Origin of the sequence: Vibrio sp. MMG023 (assembly GCF_021654215.1) — a bacterium.
In the GTDB taxonomy this organism is placed as follows: domain Bacteria; phylum Pseudomonadota; class Gammaproteobacteria; order Enterobacterales; family Vibrionaceae; genus Vibrio; species Vibrio jasicida.
In genome coordinates this window covers 678,716-693,584 of the sequence record NZ_JAKFZP010000001.1, presented here as the reverse complement: position 1 = coordinate 693,584, position 14,869 = coordinate 678,716, and the positions used below count along the sequence as shown (strand labels likewise).

Annotated in this window: 16 protein-coding genes; 7 read left to right on the top strand and 9 right to left on the bottom strand. The window is 44.7% G+C overall.

Annotated elements, in window-relative coordinates; all coding sequences use genetic code 11:
• Positions 1-76 precede the first annotated feature (76 nt).
• On the top strand, positions 77-1,174 hold the full coding sequence (locus tag L1076_RS03030; protein ID WP_039975013.1) for a permease: 1,098 nt from the start codon (positions 77-79) through the stop codon (positions 1,172-1,174).
• A gap of 76 nt (positions 1,175-1,250) precedes the next feature.
• Here L1076_RS03030 and L1076_RS03025 read toward each other — a convergent pair whose 3' ends face one another.
• A complete protein-coding gene (locus tag L1076_RS03025) occupies positions 1,251-1,622 on the bottom strand; it encodes a nuclear transport factor 2 family protein (RefSeq protein WP_039975012.1) in 372 nt (123 codons plus the stop codon).
• A gap of 117 nt (positions 1,623-1,739) precedes the next feature.
• Between L1076_RS03025 and L1076_RS03020 the strand changes: the two genes are divergently transcribed.
• Together L1076_RS03020 and L1076_RS03015 are read left to right on the top strand one after the other, a co-directional pair.
• Positions 1,740-2,606 carry a LysR family transcriptional regulator gene (locus tag L1076_RS03020; protein ID WP_054755193.1) on the top strand — a complete coding sequence of 289 codons (867 nt, stop codon included), beginning with the start codon at positions 1,740-1,742 and terminating at the stop codon, positions 2,604-2,606.
• Positions 2,607-2,758: 152 nt separating this feature from the next.
• On the top strand, positions 2,759-3,052 hold the full coding sequence (locus tag L1076_RS03015) for a hypothetical protein (protein ID WP_054755194.1): 294 nt from the start codon (positions 2,759-2,761) through the stop codon (positions 3,050-3,052).
• A 77-nt stretch (positions 3,053-3,129) separates the two neighbouring features.
• Here L1076_RS03015 and L1076_RS03010 read toward each other — a convergent pair whose 3' ends face one another.
• Together L1076_RS03010 and L1076_RS03005 are read right to left on the bottom strand one after the other, a co-directional pair.
• The gene (locus tag L1076_RS03010) at positions 3,130-5,085 is read right to left on the bottom strand and encodes a monovalent cation:proton antiporter-2 (CPA2) family protein (RefSeq protein WP_039975009.1); all 1,956 of its coding nucleotides are present in this window, start codon (positions 5,083-5,085) and stop codon (positions 3,130-3,132) included.
• Positions 5,082-5,699: an NAD(P)H-dependent oxidoreductase gene (locus L1076_RS03005; RefSeq protein ID WP_039975008.1), complete on the bottom strand. Its 618-nt coding sequence runs from the start codon at positions 5,697-5,699 to the stop codon at positions 5,082-5,084. Before L1076_RS03005 ends, L1076_RS03010 begins: the two co-directional genes overlap by 4 nt.
• Before the next feature lie 664 nt (positions 5,700-6,363).
• Here L1076_RS03005 and L1076_RS03000 point away from each other — a divergent pair.
• From L1076_RS03000 to L1076_RS02990, 3 genes are all read left to right on the top strand, one after another.
• Complete coding sequence (locus tag L1076_RS03000) at positions 6,364-7,299, top strand: LysR family transcriptional regulator (protein ID WP_054755402.1); 936 nt, start codon at positions 6,364-6,366, stop codon at positions 7,297-7,299.
• A 185-nt stretch (positions 7,300-7,484) separates the two neighbouring features.
• The gene (locus tag L1076_RS02995; protein ID WP_237303102.1) at positions 7,485-8,441 is read left to right on the top strand and encodes a hypothetical protein; all 957 of its coding nucleotides are present in this window, start codon (positions 7,485-7,487) and stop codon (positions 8,439-8,441) included.
• An 87-nt stretch (positions 8,442-8,528) separates the two neighbouring features.
• A complete protein-coding gene (locus tag L1076_RS02990; RefSeq protein ID WP_237303101.1) occupies positions 8,529-9,179 on the top strand; it encodes a hypothetical protein in 651 nt (216 codons plus the stop codon).
• Positions 9,180-9,292: 113 nt separating this feature from the next.
• On the opposite strand, the gene L1076_RS02985 is transcribed toward L1076_RS02990, so the two are convergent.
• From L1076_RS02985 to L1076_RS02965, 5 genes are all read right to left on the bottom strand, one after another.
• Complete coding sequence (locus tag L1076_RS02985) at positions 9,293-9,724, bottom strand: YccF domain-containing protein (RefSeq protein ID WP_009704819.1); 432 nt, start codon at positions 9,722-9,724, stop codon at positions 9,293-9,295.
• 193 nt (positions 9,725-9,917) lie between these two features.
• On the bottom strand, positions 9,918-11,132 hold the full coding sequence (locus L1076_RS02980) for an MFS transporter (protein WP_045404674.1): 1,215 nt from the start codon (positions 11,130-11,132) through the stop codon (positions 9,918-9,920).
• Positions 11,133-11,144: 12 nt separating this feature from the next.
• A complete protein-coding gene (locus L1076_RS02975) occupies positions 11,145-11,297 on the bottom strand; it encodes a hypothetical protein (protein WP_005535284.1) in 153 nt (50 codons plus the stop codon).
• A gap of 172 nt (positions 11,298-11,469) precedes the next feature.
• Positions 11,470-12,192 (bottom strand): hypothetical protein, encoded by a 723-nt coding sequence (locus L1076_RS02970; RefSeq protein WP_104038455.1) that lies wholly within the window; start codon positions 12,190-12,192, stop codon positions 11,470-11,472.
• Positions 12,193-12,298: 106 nt separating this feature from the next.
• Positions 12,299-12,817, bottom strand: coding sequence for a cysteine hydrolase family protein (locus tag L1076_RS02965; RefSeq protein ID WP_104038456.1), 519 nt, complete (start codon positions 12,815-12,817; stop codon positions 12,299-12,301).
• 120 nt (positions 12,818-12,937) lie between these two features.
• Here L1076_RS02965 and L1076_RS02960 point away from each other — a divergent pair, with 120 nt between their 5' ends.
• The gene (locus tag L1076_RS02960) at positions 12,938-13,861 is read left to right on the top strand and encodes a helix-turn-helix domain-containing protein (RefSeq protein ID WP_237303100.1); all 924 of its coding nucleotides are present in this window, start codon (positions 12,938-12,940) and stop codon (positions 13,859-13,861) included.
• Here the strand turns inward: L1076_RS02960 and L1076_RS02955 are convergent, their stop codons facing one another.
• On the bottom strand, positions 13,862-14,794 hold the full coding sequence (locus L1076_RS02955; RefSeq protein WP_104034380.1) for a Gfo/Idh/MocA family oxidoreductase: 933 nt from the start codon (positions 14,792-14,794) through the stop codon (positions 13,862-13,864). It abuts the gene before it with no gap.
• Between the last annotated feature and the right edge of the window lie 75 nt (positions 14,795-14,869).

Genomic DNA, 14,869 nt, shown 5'->3' with positions numbered 1-14,869 from the left:
AGAAAAATAGAAGTGAAGAGTTCAGCTTCATTAGGAAATTTACAGTTACTGATGTGACATCAGTAGGAGAATCAATATGAATCCAGAAATCATGACCATGGCTAAGGAAGCGCTTGATATGTTTGCGTTTCTAGCAACCGAACTTATCATCCTATTCCTAGCAATTAGCTACATAGTGGGTGTGTTGCAAGATTTTCTAACGCCAGAAAAAATTCAATCTATCCTGAGCTCAAAAAAGGGTAAAGGTTACTTTATTGCTGCGCTATTAGGTTCGATTACGCCTTTCTGTTCGTGTTCGACCATTCCTTTCTTGAAAGGTCTATTGCGTGCAAGAGCAGGTTTTGGACCTATGATGGTGTTCCTATTTGCCAGTCCACTACTTAACCCTGTAATCATTGGTTTGTTTGTAGTGACCTTTGGTTGGAAAGTCGCGGTATTCTACTTTGCTATCGCGATGACAGTGTCTGTGGTTGCAGGCTATGTACTTGAAAAGCTAGGCTTTGAACGTTACGTAAAACCAGAAGCGTACGAAGCAGCAGGCACCTCTTCATGTGGTACATCTTGCGGTGATTCAAGCAAGAAAAAAGAACAAGCGAAACCTGCATCAAGCTGTGGTACCAGCGCTTGTGGCGAACCTGCACCAGTTGCAACAAAAACATCTTGTTGTGGTGATAGCGCGCCAAAAGCGGAGCCTAAAGTAGAAGTGTCTTGCTGTTCATCAGACGGTAGTGCAACAGCGACCATCGTGGAAGAAAAAGAGCCTAGCCGCTGGGTACGTATTTGGCACTCAACTTGGAAAGACTTTAAACAAGTATTCCCTTACCTAATGATGGGTATTGCGATTGGTTCATTCATCTACGGCTTCATCCCAACGGATCTTATTGCGGAGTACGCAGGTGAAGCGAAGTGGTACGCGATTCCAGTAGCAGCAATTATTGGTATTCCATTGTACATCCGTGCAGAGGCAGTTATTCCACTAAGTGCGGCGCTAGTACAAAAAGGTATGGCACTGGGTTCAGTAATGGCACTTATCATTGGTAGCGCAGGCGCAAGTCTTACAGAAGTGATTTTGTTGAAATCAATCTTTAAGAACCAAATGATTGCAGCCTTCCTATTCGTTATCTTAACGATGGCAATGGGCGCAGGTTACCTATACACCTTCATCTTTGCTTAATGTAATTAAGTAAACTGAAAAACAAAAATCCCCAAGTTTCGGCTTGGGGATTTTTTTATTCTGAAAGACTTAAAGCTTATCGTTCACCAAGCACTTCAAACTCATCGTACGTTAGGCGAGACAAACCATCTTCTTGAATTTCCCATAACTCTTTGTGTACGACACCAAACGCCTTGTTCATCGTCCAATCTGAAGAAAGAATGTAGCCATTTTCGCTGTCTTGTTCCCACTTAGTGTTGGTGTAGTCCACGCTGTTAAAACCTTGGTCCATGATGTTTTGCCAGAATGCTTGGATTGCTTCGCGCCCTTCAAAAGTGCCAAATGGCTTAGCTACCATAATGCAGTCTTCTGCGTATTGTGCTGCACAGCCCGCAGCGTCTTGATTGTTGAAAGCGATTTGCCATGCTGAGATGCCTGCTTGAGCGCGTTCTAAAACTGATTGAGTCATCCTGAATATCCTGTGATTGGTGTTTGTTTATGTAATCATCATAGGGTTAGAATTGAGGTGGAAAAACAAAGTAATAAGAATTGAATGTTCTGTAAAAAAGAACAATAAGGAAGGGCGATGAATAAGCTGCGTTTAATGTCTCTGTTCGTTCATATTGTCGAGTGTGGTTCAATCTCCAAAGCTGCCGATAAGTTAGAGCTTTCTAAGTCAGTGTTGAGCTCTGCTTTGAAGCAACTTGAACTAGAGCTGGATACTTGCTTACTCAAACGTACTACCAGAAAGCAAACTCTAACCTCGACGGGCGAACGCTTTTACGAGCAGTGCGCGCAAATGACAAAACAAGCAGAAGCTGCGTGGTTAGAAGCCACAGAGTTAAAGCAAGTGCCAACGGGAAGGCTTACTGTCACTGCGCCACATGCACTAATGCGTTCAATAGTGTTGCCTGCTTTAACGAGTGCTTTTGCTGATTACTCTGATGTGCAGTTGAATTTGATCAGTGATGATAAGCATGTAGATATCGTTCAACAGGATATCGATCTTGCCGTACGAGTAGGGGCTTCTGGTGATTCAAACGTTAAGCAGCGCAAAGTAGGGCAGTTTTGTGACGTCTTGTGTCGTGCGAAAGGCGCGCATACTGATTTTGAAAGTGCGCCTTATATTGCTCAACATTGGCAGCTTGAACCTGTGGTCCATGCGTTTGCTTCCAAGGAGCTGGAACATCAAATTCAATATCCAGTGAAGCACCGAGCGAATACCGTCTTTGATGTGGCCAGTCTTTTAGAAATGGGGTTAGGCGTTGGGCTCTTGCCTGATTTTATGTTGGAGTCGAACTCGTTTCTTGAACCGGTTCCCGGTGTGAAAGCGTCAAAGGTGAACCCAATTTATGTATTGCATCCTTACCAAGCTCATGTGCCGATGGCAGTGACATTAGCAATAAAGGCGATTGAATCGCGCATTGACGAAGTAATTTTATGTAAAAACTGACGGTTATCGAGTCGAACATTCAGAGTTGGTTTGGAATTAAAATTGATGAATTTTTATTCAGGATCAATCTTCATTATTATTTCACCCCACGTTCAAAATGCCTCGTCTACACTATTTGATGAGTTGTCAGTTGGCAGACCAAGGAGGCAGCCATGATTGCAGTTCATCGAGAGTATTGTTTATCGAATAGCCCAGATTTACACGCCCATGTTGAAGTCAATCCCGTCGGTAAATTGGAAGTTGAAATTGTCGAGCTTCAAGAACGCCACACCACCGAGTTTGATGATCTTTCTTTTGAAAGTAGTGGCGCTCAAACTTGTATTTGCGGGAAAGAAGACACCATTTCGTGGCAGTTCAACTTAGCGAAAACCGACGCATTAGAACTGTCGCATTTAGTTGATGAAGCGAATGAAGAGTATGAGACATTGATGAGTGATCTGACGTAGGTAATTATTCTCCCTTTCTCCCTTTCTCCCTTTCTCGCATTAAAAAAACCTCCCAGCGTGGGAGGTTTTCGCGTTTATTAAGGTTGTTCTTTGCAAGGGTTCAGCTCTTGGACGTTTTCTTCGTTGAAGTCATCCGCATACCCTTTCGGCGGAGGTGTCCAACCACGCTCAGAACGGGAGAGCTTATCGTGACGATCCTTTTGCATCTCTTCTGCCATCTTTTCTTCAAGATGGATAAACAGTTGACGGAAGTTGTTATCGTAACGCTCTCCTTCAGAATCGTCTGCCCATGCTTCGTATAACATGTCAGACTTTCGGTCTTCCACGCGTTTATAGGTTGCTTTCTGTTGCTCTACATAGAACGGGTGAATGCCCAGTGATTTCATAACATGACCGCCCATCTCCAAAGCTGAATGATAGGTTTCAGATTCAATAATATCTGCGCCTGCTTGACGAAGTAAGTAACTATGTCCACGGTCAAAGGCGCGCGCAATGATTTTCACCTTCGGATACGTGTGCTTGACGTATTTGACCAGTTCAACACTCGCTTCTTGATTGTCGATGGCTACGACAATGGCGGCAGCGTGCTCAATGCCAGCGGTATGTAGCATATCCGGGCGCATAGCGTCCCCGAAGTAGGCACGAGTGCCTATTTGTCGCATGTTGTCGACTTGGCTTGCTTGGTGGTCGAGTACAACCGTTTCCACGCCATTAGATACCAATAAGCGATTTACGATCTGACCAAAGCGACCAATGCCTGCAATGATGACGGTGCCTTGCTCTTCAATGGTGTCACTTTCGCGCTCATTCGATTCACTTTCAAAGCGAGGAAGAATCACTTTATCAAATAGAATGAATAGACCAGGCGTTAGGAACATAGAGATCGCAACAACCAATGCCAGTGTTTGTGAAAGCTCGAATGGGATTACGTGGTTTTGTACCGAGAAGCTTAATAGCACAAAGCCGAATTCACCCGCTTGCGCCAAGCTCAAAGTAAACAACCAACGGTTACTGCCTTTGATACGGAAGATAAACGCAAGTGCGAATAGAATCGCTGCTTTCAGAATCATCACGCCAAGCGTTAGACCGATGATCAAACCAAAGTCGCTGAACAGCACTGAGAAGTCGATGCCAGCACCTACCGTGATAAAGAACAGGCCAAGCAGCAAGCCTTTAAACGGCTCAATATTTGATTCCAGCTCATGGCGGAACTCACTGTTCGCCAGTACTACGCCTGCTAAGAACGTACCCAGCGCAGGGGACAGACCCACTAGGCTCATCAAAGCTGCAATGCCGATCACCAGCATCAATGCCGTTGCAGTAAAAATTTCACGCAGACCAGAGCTTGCTACGTAGCGGAACAGTGGACGACTTAGGAAATGTCCGCCAACAACGACGATAGCAATAGAAGCCGTAATCACTAGACCGTAAGCCCAGCCAGGAAGTCCAGCCACTAGGCTAAGTTCCTCATGGTGTTCTGCAGCTGCTTGCGCTGCCGATTGCGCTTGTTCTACCAACTCTGGTAGTGCCAATAGCGGAATAAACGCCAACATTGGAATTACGGCGATATCTTGGAAAAGCAGCACCGAGAACGCGTTCTGACCACCTTCTGTTTTGGTCAGTCCTTTCTCGCTAAAGGTTTGCAGAACAATCGCTGTTGATGATAGAGCGAAAATCAGACCAATGGCCAATGCAACGGTCCAAGTTTGTCCAAAATAAAGCGCGATGGCCATGATCAGAGCAGCGGTTCCACCGACTTGTAAGCCACCTAAGCCCATCAAGCGGTTACGCATTGCCCACAGCATTTTAGGTTCAAGCTCCAAACCAACGAGGAACAACATCATGACCACACCAAATTCAGCAAAGTGTTGAATTGTTGTGGTTTCTTCACCTACGAGGCCGATAATAGGACCAATGACCACACCCGCAATCAAGTAACCTAATACCGAGCCTAAGCCTAGACGTTTTGCTAAAGGAACGGCGACGACAGCGGCAATAAGGTAAACAAAGGCTTGTAAGAATATCCCTGTCATGACGCTTCCTTAATCAGTTGTGGTAATGCACTGTTGAGTTTGATGAGCGATGCCGCTGCTTCAAGATCAAGTGTGTCATTGACCAACGCATTGAGCAGCGTTTTGTAGCGTTCGACATGCTGTGGAATTCGATCTTCTTCTTGAGCGGTACGGGAACCAAACAATGCAAGTGGAGCAATGTAGTTCATCCCAGTCAGTGCCGACATTTGCTCTATAGGAGCTAATAGCTCACGGATGGTGAAGTGGTTGTAGCCTTCGGCTTTATAGGCCTCTTCTTTACCACCTGCGGATAAGACACAAAGCATGGTTTTGCCATGAAGCTCTGTACCTTCCGAACCATAAGCAAAGCCGTATTCTAAAACCAGATCTTGCCACTCTTTTAAAATGGCTGGCGTGGAATACCAGTACAGCGGAAATTGAAAAATCACCACATCGTGGTCGCGTAAACGCTGTTGTTCTCGGTCAATATTGATATTGAAGTGCGGGTACTCGGCATAGAGATCGACACAAGTGACACCTTCAATTGTATTAGCTGCTTTAAAAAGGGGAGTATTCACCTCTGAGCGATGCTGGGAAGGATGCGCAAAGAGAATCAATACTTTTTTATTTATCATAGGAATCCTTGCTATGCGTCTAAACCATTTTTGGTATAAGAATGAAAGACTTTTGGTTGCTGTATCAAACTGTAACCCATAAACCTTAACCTATCTACATTACTGATTGAACATTGAAAAGCTAAAATCACTTTCAATGAGATATAAAAAATCTTCAAAGTTCACTGCTTTTTATCTTCCTTAATAAACGCTTGAGCAGCTCCTTTATTAGAGAAAGATGGATGCACTTAACAGAAGTTCTCAATCTACAAATTTGGTGTGGGTTATCTCGTTTAATGTACTAGGTTTTTTACTCTATTTTTTGAGAATCAACGCATAAAAGCGAACACTTGATACCCTCACACCTGCATCAAAGAAGTTATCTAGAAACCTGCATCCGAGTTGATACAGGGATGAGCAAAACGACTTATTTCAAAGCCATGTAAAATGATAAATTTGACGAATGTGATAAGCGAAGAATGCCGCAGATTAACGTTTACTGAGAGCAGGGTGTTCATCGGAACGGCGTATTTCTAATTTTATAAACGCCAACTAGATCTCAATCTTTGTTATTTTTTCGTCATAGAGGCGTAGAGAGTGCAAATAATTCATAGGTTGAGATTGGAAAGTGTACAAATCTGTTCTTATGCTGAATAATAACCTCAAGTTATTATCGATGTGGAATATGGCCAAAGATCTTTTCTCTAATCTCGACCTCAATTTGTTGAGGACGTTTATTATCCTCCATCAAGAACGCAATATGCGCAGAGCCGCTGAGCGTTTGTTTGTCTCGCAGCCGGCTGTAAGTAAAGCACTGCAGCGATTAAGAGACCATTTCGAAGATGAGCTGTTCGTGAAAACCCATCATGGCTTGCGAGCTACCGAGTACGCGAATGATTTAGCGGAAAGCTTAGCGCCGTTACTTGATGAGATATCGATGACGTTAAATGGCTCAAAAGACTTTAACCCATTAGAGATGAACGGGACGGTCAAGATTGCGTTAGCTCCTTTTATCCTTAGTTCCTATGCAAGCGAAATATTTCAAGCAATCAGACAGGCGGCACCCAATGTGCAAATTCATTTACTGAACTGGTCACGCTCTACCATGGATGAAATTATTAAGGATGAAGTTCTGCTTGGTGTGAACTACGAAATCAACCACGCTCCCAAAGAGCTCTTGACGAAAGAAATCGTAAAAGATGCGTTTTGTGCTTATGTTCGAAAAGACCACCCCTTGCAAGGTGATTGCCTACGAGTGTCAGATTGCCAGCATCTTGAGTTTGCGACCGTGATTGCCGCTGACTGGAACTCTAATATCTCATTTTCAGAAAAAATAATGAAGATCAAAGGGGTAGAGCCAAACATTGCGTTTCGCTCGGAACTCCCGTCAGCAATTATTGATGTGGTCGCAAATTCAGATATGGTGTTTCCGGCGTCTAAAACCGTGAATGTCGATAAGTTGTATAAGCTCCGTAGGCTTGATATTGAGCTCGATGGTATGGTGATCGAACCGTCTCTGCTGGCTTACTACCACCACAAGAATCGACATAATGAGATGGTGCACTGGTTGCGCAATATTGTAACGGAGATTATTACCGGACACCTAGAGCGAGAGTCGTAACAATAATAACCCTCAGTTATCACGCCTTATACCTCTGTTTATTAATAACCCGCCGTTAAGTGCGGGTTTCTTTTAAGCAATTAGTACCAAAAAACACTGTTCAATATACTTCTCTTCATCGGGCAGGGAGTCCACATAACCTGCAAGAGGCAGCCCTGAATTTCGACAAATTAAGAGAGTAAATCATGAAAGTTAAATTACTGAGTGCAGTTATCGCAGCATCTTTTCTAGCTGGTTGTTCATCATCAAGTTCTTCGGACTCCCCTAGTGAGCCAGCAGGTGTGGCATCGGTACAAACCTTCGAAGGTGAACATTTCGATGGAATGGCAATTCAAGGCGACAATGGTGAGTACAACACAGTCGCAATCCGTGGCGTAGAAGGTAACACCGTATTTAATGTCGGTGGTGAACTGTACTTCACCGACGGTGATGTCGTGAAAGATGCTTCAGGTAATGTGGTTGGTAACATCGAAGTTCGCAATAACGAGTTGGTGTTTGTGAATGACAAGGGTTTCGTGCACTTGAGTGTAGAAGATGGTCGATTGGTGGTGGAAGAAGTGAAACCTAAGATTGAACATCCTATTGAAGAAGATGTAGATCCTGACTTTGGAGGCGGTGTTGTTCCGACATATGGTGACATCATTGAACTTGAAGGTGCGGCAGTAATCGTTGGTGACAATGGGAATCATGTATTCATCAGTAAAGATGAAACAGACACTGTAAACATTGTTGTTGGTGATTCAGGTGCTTTTTACACCGTTAATGATAGCGAGATTAGAAATGAAGACGGTGACATTGTAGGTCATACATCAAAAGAAGGGGATAACTACATCGTGCGCTTAGAAGATGGCACAGAGGTGGTATTCCGCAACGAGGATGGGCGTTTATTTGCCGGAGTCACGAACCGTCCAGATATTAGCCACCCAATTGAAGGGGTTCCAATGCATCCGATTGAACTGCCGTTGCCAATTAACCCAATCGAACCAGAAATTAGTCACCCAATCGAAGATGTCACTAATTTGCCTACAAACCAATTAACCAAAGAACAGCGTGCAGAGCTGAAGCAAAAGGTTCAATCCCTATCACAAGAGCAACGTCAGGAAATAAAAAGAGCGATTCGCGACCGCGTTGAGCGCTCGTAAACCAAATCGCATAAGGGTAAGTAGCAAGGAGCCGCTTGATTTAAGTGGCTCCTTTTTTCTTTTCGAGTCTTTCTGATAGGTATTCCAATGAATAAATCTCTGACGCTGCTTTGCGCGCTGTTTGCCGTGCCGTGTTTTTCTGCTGACTACAAAATGCCAGAGTTTGGTTTAGATGTGTCCAATGCAGATGATGAATGGATTGTGACTGCTTCAGGGTACTTACAAGCAACAGAAGAGTGGAACATTTCTGCTGAGGTCGATTCTACGGGGTATTTAGAATTGGGGACGGGATATGGCGTTATGCTCGGGCAATTCTACACAGAAGCATTTATGAGCTATGGCCGCGCAGATCTGTTCGACGTTTATGATGCGGGCGTGTTTACCGGAACCGCGTTAGGGGATGACTGGATGGTTTTCGCCAATAGCTCTCATGAGTGGAGAACCAGCTCAATCGGTAAGTCATTCCCATCATTGGAAAAGACAGAAAGGGAGTGGAAAAACACCGTTGGAGCAAGCTATACACCGATTGATTTTATCCGACTTGGTTATTCGTATAACTACGATAAAAAACTCACTGAGGGTGGTCATCGAACCAATCACGAAGTACGTATTACTTTAAAACCGAAATGGGTAGAGCCTTATGTGAAGTACACATTTGGTGAGCATCGAGTTTCACCGGGGTCGACCAAGATAAGTGAAGAGAACAGCGTAGAACTAGGTATTAATTTTAACTTTTAACTAAGGTGGGAGTATGAACTTTCAATCCATTATTCTTGAGTATGCAGTGGCAATTATGGGCTTACTTTTGACAGGAATAACCCTCTAAGCAGGATGCTCAGAGGGCGACAAAATTAACGGTTGATGTTGTAGCGAGCCATTGCCGCTTCTTCTGTTGTCACGACTGTTTTACCAATCGGAGCCAGAGAGATAACCGCCAGTTTCAGGTGTTGAAGTGCGAACGGAATACCAATGATGGTTACGAAGCATGCTACGGCAGAAAGTATATGACCGATTGCCAACCAAATACCTGCAAATACAAACCAAATCACGTTACCAATCACGCCAAGCGGGCTAGTACCGATGTCCATTTCATTGGTCAGTTCATCTCGTGAAACCGCTTCTTTGCCGAATGGGAAGAACGAGAAGTTACCCATCACGAAACAAGCGCGTCCCCATGGAATGCCGATGATGCTGATGAAAGCCAGTAGTCCGAAGAACCACCATAGCAAACCCATGAATACGCCACCGAATACAAACCAGATGATGTTGCCGAGTGTTCTCATTTAAAACCCTTTTTGATTTATAGCGTTGTGTTAAGTATGTCACACGAATCTTAACAGAGGATGAATGGACGCACTTTATCTTAAATAAGCAATCATTGATGAGAATGCCTATTCGATTGAGGGAAAACAGAAAGCGTGTTGCGGGGAGAAAAGAGAAAAGGCTCCCAACTATAACGTTAAGAGCCTTCTTTGATTACGCGGTTGCCAAGTTCAAACGTGGTACCGGTTTGTCATTGATCGGCAGGTGAATAAGAGCCGCGATAAATGCTAACACGACTGTTGACCACCAGATTGGATCGTAAGAGCCGTAGTAATCGTAAATGCGACCACCAACCCAAGCCCCCAAGAAGCTGCCTACTTGGTGAGTGAAGAACACCAAGCCGTACAAGGTTGAAAGGTAACGAGCACCAAAAATCTGGCGGACCAAGCCGGAAGTCAGTGGAACCGTACCTAACCAACAGAAGCCGATAGCACCGCCAAAAATGGCAGCAGTGTGTTCGGTGACAGGTAAAGTCACAAAAGCACCGATTACGACTGTACGCATCAAATACAAAGCAGACATTACATGGCGTTTGCTGTAACGGTCTGCCATCACGCCCCAGAAGTAAGAGCCAAAGATGTTGAAGATGCCAACATACGCCAGTGCCATCGCCGCTGTCGAAGCCGGTAAATCTTTATCTGCCAAGTAACTTGGCAAATGAGTAGCGATAAACATGACATGGAAGCCACACACGAAGAAACCAGCGTGGATCAACCAGTAACCTTTGTGTGCGAAAGCTTCTTTTAACGCTTCTTTCAGAGTTTGCGTATCTTCTTGAGCACTTGCGGCGTTGTTAGTTTGTGGTTTTGCCGTTCTCATGAACAACGCAAACATCACCATAAAGCTACACAATACGGCAAACACCTGAAGTGCGCCTTGCCAACCAAAGTCACTTAATAGAGCTTGTGCGCCGGGGATCATCGCAAACATGCCGAATGAGCCCGCAGCAGTTGTCAAACCAAATGCTTTTGCAGCGTGTTGTGCAGGGACAACTTTCGCCACTGCGCCTAGCACGATCACATAACTGGTCGCGCTTAAGCCGAAGCCAACCAGCACACCCAGCGACAAATACATCATGGTTGGTTCAACTGCGATAGAAGTCAGGTAAAGACCCAAAGCGTAAGAAATGGCACCTAAAATGATTATACGCTTCGCGCCCCAACGGTCTGACGCCATACCAACAAACGGTTGGAATACACCAAACAACAGGTTTTGTAAGGCAATAGCAAAGCTAAAGAACTCACGGCCCGTTTGGAAGTGGTCTGAAATTGGCATCATGAAAATGCCGAACGATTGTCTGATCCCTAGACAGATAATCAAAATCCCTATTCCAAGCCAAACAAGAATTGGAAATCGGAAAATACTCATAATTTGCTCTTATTAATGGTGATGGTGGTGATGAGAGTGATCCTGGTGTTCGCCGTCGCCAGTGGTTTGATGGCAACCGCTGTTGATGGCTTGCTCTGCCAATATTTCCAATAACTTAGGTGAGTTATGGACGATGATTAACGACAGGCCCAACATGACGGACATTCTCAGCACCTGAGCGAAAATGGTTTGAGAAAAAAGCATGCATTGTGCGCTCAAGTAGAAAAAAGAGCGCGAAGTGTAGAGATAAGTCTGTGATGACACAAATGATAAAAAGTGAAGTGAGGTATGCGTTTTATGCATACCTTATTGAGTGTCCAAAATACCAACAATTGGCTTAAAAAACAGGGTCTAAAACAGACAGCACTCGACAGTTTCCCAATGGATCAAATATCACCATGATGGCTCTGGTTTCGGTAGAAACATTGCACGTGTCTATCACCGTTGTAGTGCCTGTTTCTCTGATTTCAATCGGAACATTTGCGGTATTCGCACCCACAATGATCTGGCTCGACAGGGTTCTTTTGCTCAGATTAAAGATTCGTTGGGACCCATCCACCCAAACATCACTATTAATACCGCCTTGGAGTTGGCTAGCGTCCATAACGAATACAGAGACTTGAGTATTGGTTGTACTGCTCGTGTCGGGCTTGTCTTGGAAGACGAGGTCATAAAAACCTGTGCTAGCGTCACCAAAAGCAAAGACCACTTGAGGATTAGAGACAGCAATTGAACGTGTCTCACTGACTAATGTTTGCTGGCTATTGGTTTCAATCAAATCAAACGTGATATCAAAAGTACTGGCGTTTTCTTGAATCAACAGCAAGCCTGTTTCTGTCGCACCATAAAGTGGCAGATTGGAATAAATATCTTCTTGCAGGCTGCCATAATTGGCTTGAACACTGATATCTGAAACACCGCTCGGGTTTTGGTTGACGAAGTTAACGGTCTGAAAGTTGAGAGCTCTTACCGCAATCTCTGGAGCTGAGGAGTCGCTCCCTCCACAACCGGTGAGTGCGCTCGATAAGGTGATAATTGATAAAACTGACATCCACTTCATTGTGCTGTCCCTATAGAGTTAATGAGAGTCAGTGCCAACCAACAGAACCCGACGCGTGGCGCATCGGGTCATTCTAATTAAGACAGTATAGTGGATGCTCGCTGGCTTACAGTTTTTGTTCTGCCGTTACTAGTGGGACGCGAGTTGATACAGCGTGCAGTGCGATGTTGTGGATCATTTCATCGACCGTTGTACAGCAGTCCATAAGAATTGATACGTCGTATTTTTCTGCCGCTTTAGAAATCGCAGTATGAGTGACACAGTTTTGCGTCATCATGCCACTTACTAATAGCTCTGTTACCCCATGTTTTTGTAGTACTTCTTCAAGGTTTGTTTGTTCAAAGCTGTCTGCAAAGTGTTTGATAACCACATCGGCATTTGGCGCTAGCGCGAAGATCTCAGGGTGAATGTCTGCGCCTTCAGAACCTTCATTAAAGAAAGGCGCAATGCCCATTGCTGGGTCGGCGATGTGCTGAATATTAATGACAGGAATATTTTTCTCATTCGCTTTAGCAATTGCGCTCTTGATGTTGTTTAGTGTTGCTTCTGTATTCCATAGAGGGAATTTACCGTTAGGGAAGTAGTCGTTTTGTAGATCGATAACAAGAAGTGCTGCTTGGCTCATGGTGTTTTCCTTTTGTTTTCAGTGGATGGGCTGCTTTGGTACGGGAGCTATTATGCGTGCTTTCTTTTGTCTTGCTTAGTGTCTAAAATGACAAAAAACAGGTCAAAAACGACAATTGGAATGAACAAGATAAACATTGCTATTGTGAACTATCCGGGGGCTTCAAAAGCGTCAGTCTATGGCTTGCAGGAGCTTTTTGAGATGGCAAACCGCGCTTCGATTGAGCTGGATGTTGAATGCCGCTTTCATGTAGATATCATTGATTGGAAAGAAGGCGTTATTCGAGCCGATGAGTTCACGGTCGTCATACTGCCGCCAAGCGGTGCGGAGCAATATTACCTTTCGCCAAGTGAGGCGTTAACGTCTTGGTTGTTTGAGCAGCACAAAGCCGGTGCGGTTGTGGCGTCTGCATGTGCAGGGGCGTTTGTTCTCGCTCACGCGGATTTATTGAATAACAAAGCGTGCACAACACACTGGGGGCTGGCAGGGTTATTCCGAGATAGGTTTCCTAACGTGACGCTTAAGCCCGAGTCCATCCTTATCAACGAGGGCAGCATCATTACCGCTGGTGGCATGATGTCTTGGCTTGATTTGGGGTTGGAGCTGGTTTCTCAGCTAAGTACACCAGCAGTGATGCGTTTGTTGGGAAAGATGCTGGTGGTCGATACTGGTGCCAGAGAGCAACGTTTTTATCAGCAATTCACACCTAACTTTCAACATGGTGATAGTGCCGTTCTTAGTGCTCAGCACTACATGGCTGATCATTTCTCACATGTGATTTCAAACCAAGCTCTATCGGAGATCAGCTGTTTAACTGAGCGCACGCTTCAGAGACGTTTTCAAAAAGCGATAGGTTTGAATTTGAATCAGTATCTGCAGCATCTTCGTGTGCAAAAGGCGTGTGATTTATTAGAGTCGAGCAACTTAGCTTTTGAAGTCATCGCTTATCAAGTTGGGTATCAAGACGCGAGCGCGTTTCGCAAAGTGTTCATCAAAACCATGGGATTGGCTCCCAAAGCGTTCCGCGCTCGTTTTAGTGCTTAATTATCGACGCACTGACTGTTCAATGTGCTGACAAATCGCTTCGGCAAGTTGGTGGCTAGCGATATTGCGCGCTACGATTTCAGAAGCGATTTTGCCTGACTGAATGACTTCAAACCAATCCAACAACATTGAGTGGAAACCTTTACTGGTCAGCATCGGCGTCCAGTCTTTTAAGCTCAACTTTTGCTCCTGATTGTCTTGCCACAGTTTCCCTTCAACAAACGAATCAAACTCCATCGCTTTGTTTGAATAGCACGCTTGGACACGCTCTGTGGTGATCCCAAAATGGCGGTTCATGGATGCGTGAAGCAGTGTCTCACCATGCTGCCATTGGATATCCAAACGAGCCAGTTGGTCACCATCCATTTGATGTGTAATGTAAGCGTCTTTCAGATCTGCTCTGGCCGTGATGTTCACACTATCAAGAGGGTGGATAAAATCATCAAAAATGAAGGTGCGGATATCCCCCGGTAATTGATGACGGTTTTTCTCCCAACGCAGAGATTTCAAGCCTGAAAGTTCACCTTTCTGGATGCTCGGCATATGTTGATTGTAGAGCGGAATATGACGGCGATTGAAACCAACATACAGAGGCTGTTTCACGCGTTCTGCCAGTTCATATAGGTTTTCTACTTCAGCAGCGCTGTCTGCCAAAGGCTTATCAACGAATGTCGGGATGCCTTGTTCTAAAAAGAAAGACGCGATTTGAGGGTGAACGCTAGTAGCGGCGTGAATCATTACTGCATCTACGCCCATGCCAACCAGTTGCTGATAGTCTTGGCAGGTTTCTGCGATTCGATACTGTTGAGCGAGTGAATTGAGTGTGTTTGCATTGCGGGTACAAAATACCAACTCAACATTTGGAAGCTGAGTGATAACAGGAAGGTAAGCTTTTTGAGCAATGTCGCCCAAGCCAATGATGCCAATTTTCATCTGGTTCTACTTTGTTTGTTAGCAAGACCAATATTATAACTGGAACAAGAATGATTTTTGGGAGTGAAATGCCAT

What these genes read in the sequence shown, in the direction of transcription:
- L1076_RS03000 (WP_054755402.1), top strand. Translation starts at nt 6,364, where the DNA reads ATGGCCAAAGATCTTTTCTCTAATCTCGACCTCAATTTGTTGAGGACG.
- L1076_RS02960 (WP_237303100.1), top strand. Translation starts at nt 12,938, where the DNA reads ATGAACAAGATAAACATTGCTATTGTGAACTATCCGGGGGCTTCAAAA.
- L1076_RS02985 (WP_009704819.1), bottom strand. Translation starts at nt 9,724, where the DNA reads ATGAGAACACTCGGCAACATCATCTGGTTTGTATTCGGTGGCGTATTC.
- L1076_RS03030 (WP_039975013.1), top strand. Translation starts at nt 77, where the DNA reads ATGAATCCAGAAATCATGACCATGGCTAAGGAAGCGCTTGATATGTTT.
- L1076_RS02955 (WP_104034380.1), bottom strand. Translation starts at nt 14,794, where the DNA reads ATGAAAATTGGCATCATTGGCTTGGGCGACATTGCTCAAAAAGCTTAC.
- L1076_RS02980 (WP_045404674.1), bottom strand. Translation starts at nt 11,132, where the DNA reads ATGAGTATTTTCCGATTTCCAATTCTTGTTTGGCTTGGAATAGGGATT.
- L1076_RS03010 (WP_039975009.1), bottom strand. Translation starts at nt 5,085, where the DNA reads ATGACAGGGATATTCTTACAAGCCTTTGTTTACCTTATTGCCGCTGTC.
- L1076_RS03025 (WP_039975012.1), bottom strand. Translation starts at nt 1,622, where the DNA reads ATGACTCAATCAGTTTTAGAACGCGCTCAAGCAGGCATCTCAGCATGG.
- L1076_RS02995 (WP_237303102.1), top strand. Translation starts at nt 7,485, where the DNA reads ATGAAAGTTAAATTACTGAGTGCAGTTATCGCAGCATCTTTTCTAGCT.
- L1076_RS02965 (WP_104038456.1), bottom strand. Translation starts at nt 12,817, where the DNA reads ATGAGCCAAGCAGCACTTCTTGTTATCGATCTACAAAACGACTACTTC.
- L1076_RS02990 (WP_237303101.1), top strand. Translation starts at nt 8,529, where the DNA reads ATGAATAAATCTCTGACGCTGCTTTGCGCGCTGTTTGCCGTGCCGTGT.
- L1076_RS03005 (WP_039975008.1), bottom strand. Translation starts at nt 5,699, where the DNA reads ATGATAAATAAAAAAGTATTGATTCTCTTTGCGCATCCTTCCCAGCAT.
- L1076_RS02975 (WP_005535284.1), bottom strand. Translation starts at nt 11,297, where the DNA reads ATGTCCGTCATGTTGGGCCTGTCGTTAATCATCGTCCATAACTCACCT.
- L1076_RS03015 (WP_054755194.1), top strand. Translation starts at nt 2,759, where the DNA reads ATGATTGCAGTTCATCGAGAGTATTGTTTATCGAATAGCCCAGATTTA.
- L1076_RS03020 (WP_054755193.1), top strand. Translation starts at nt 1,740, where the DNA reads ATGAATAAGCTGCGTTTAATGTCTCTGTTCGTTCATATTGTCGAGTGT.
- L1076_RS02970 (WP_104038455.1), bottom strand. Translation starts at nt 12,192, where the DNA reads ATGAAGTGGATGTCAGTTTTATCAATTATCACCTTATCGAGCGCACTC.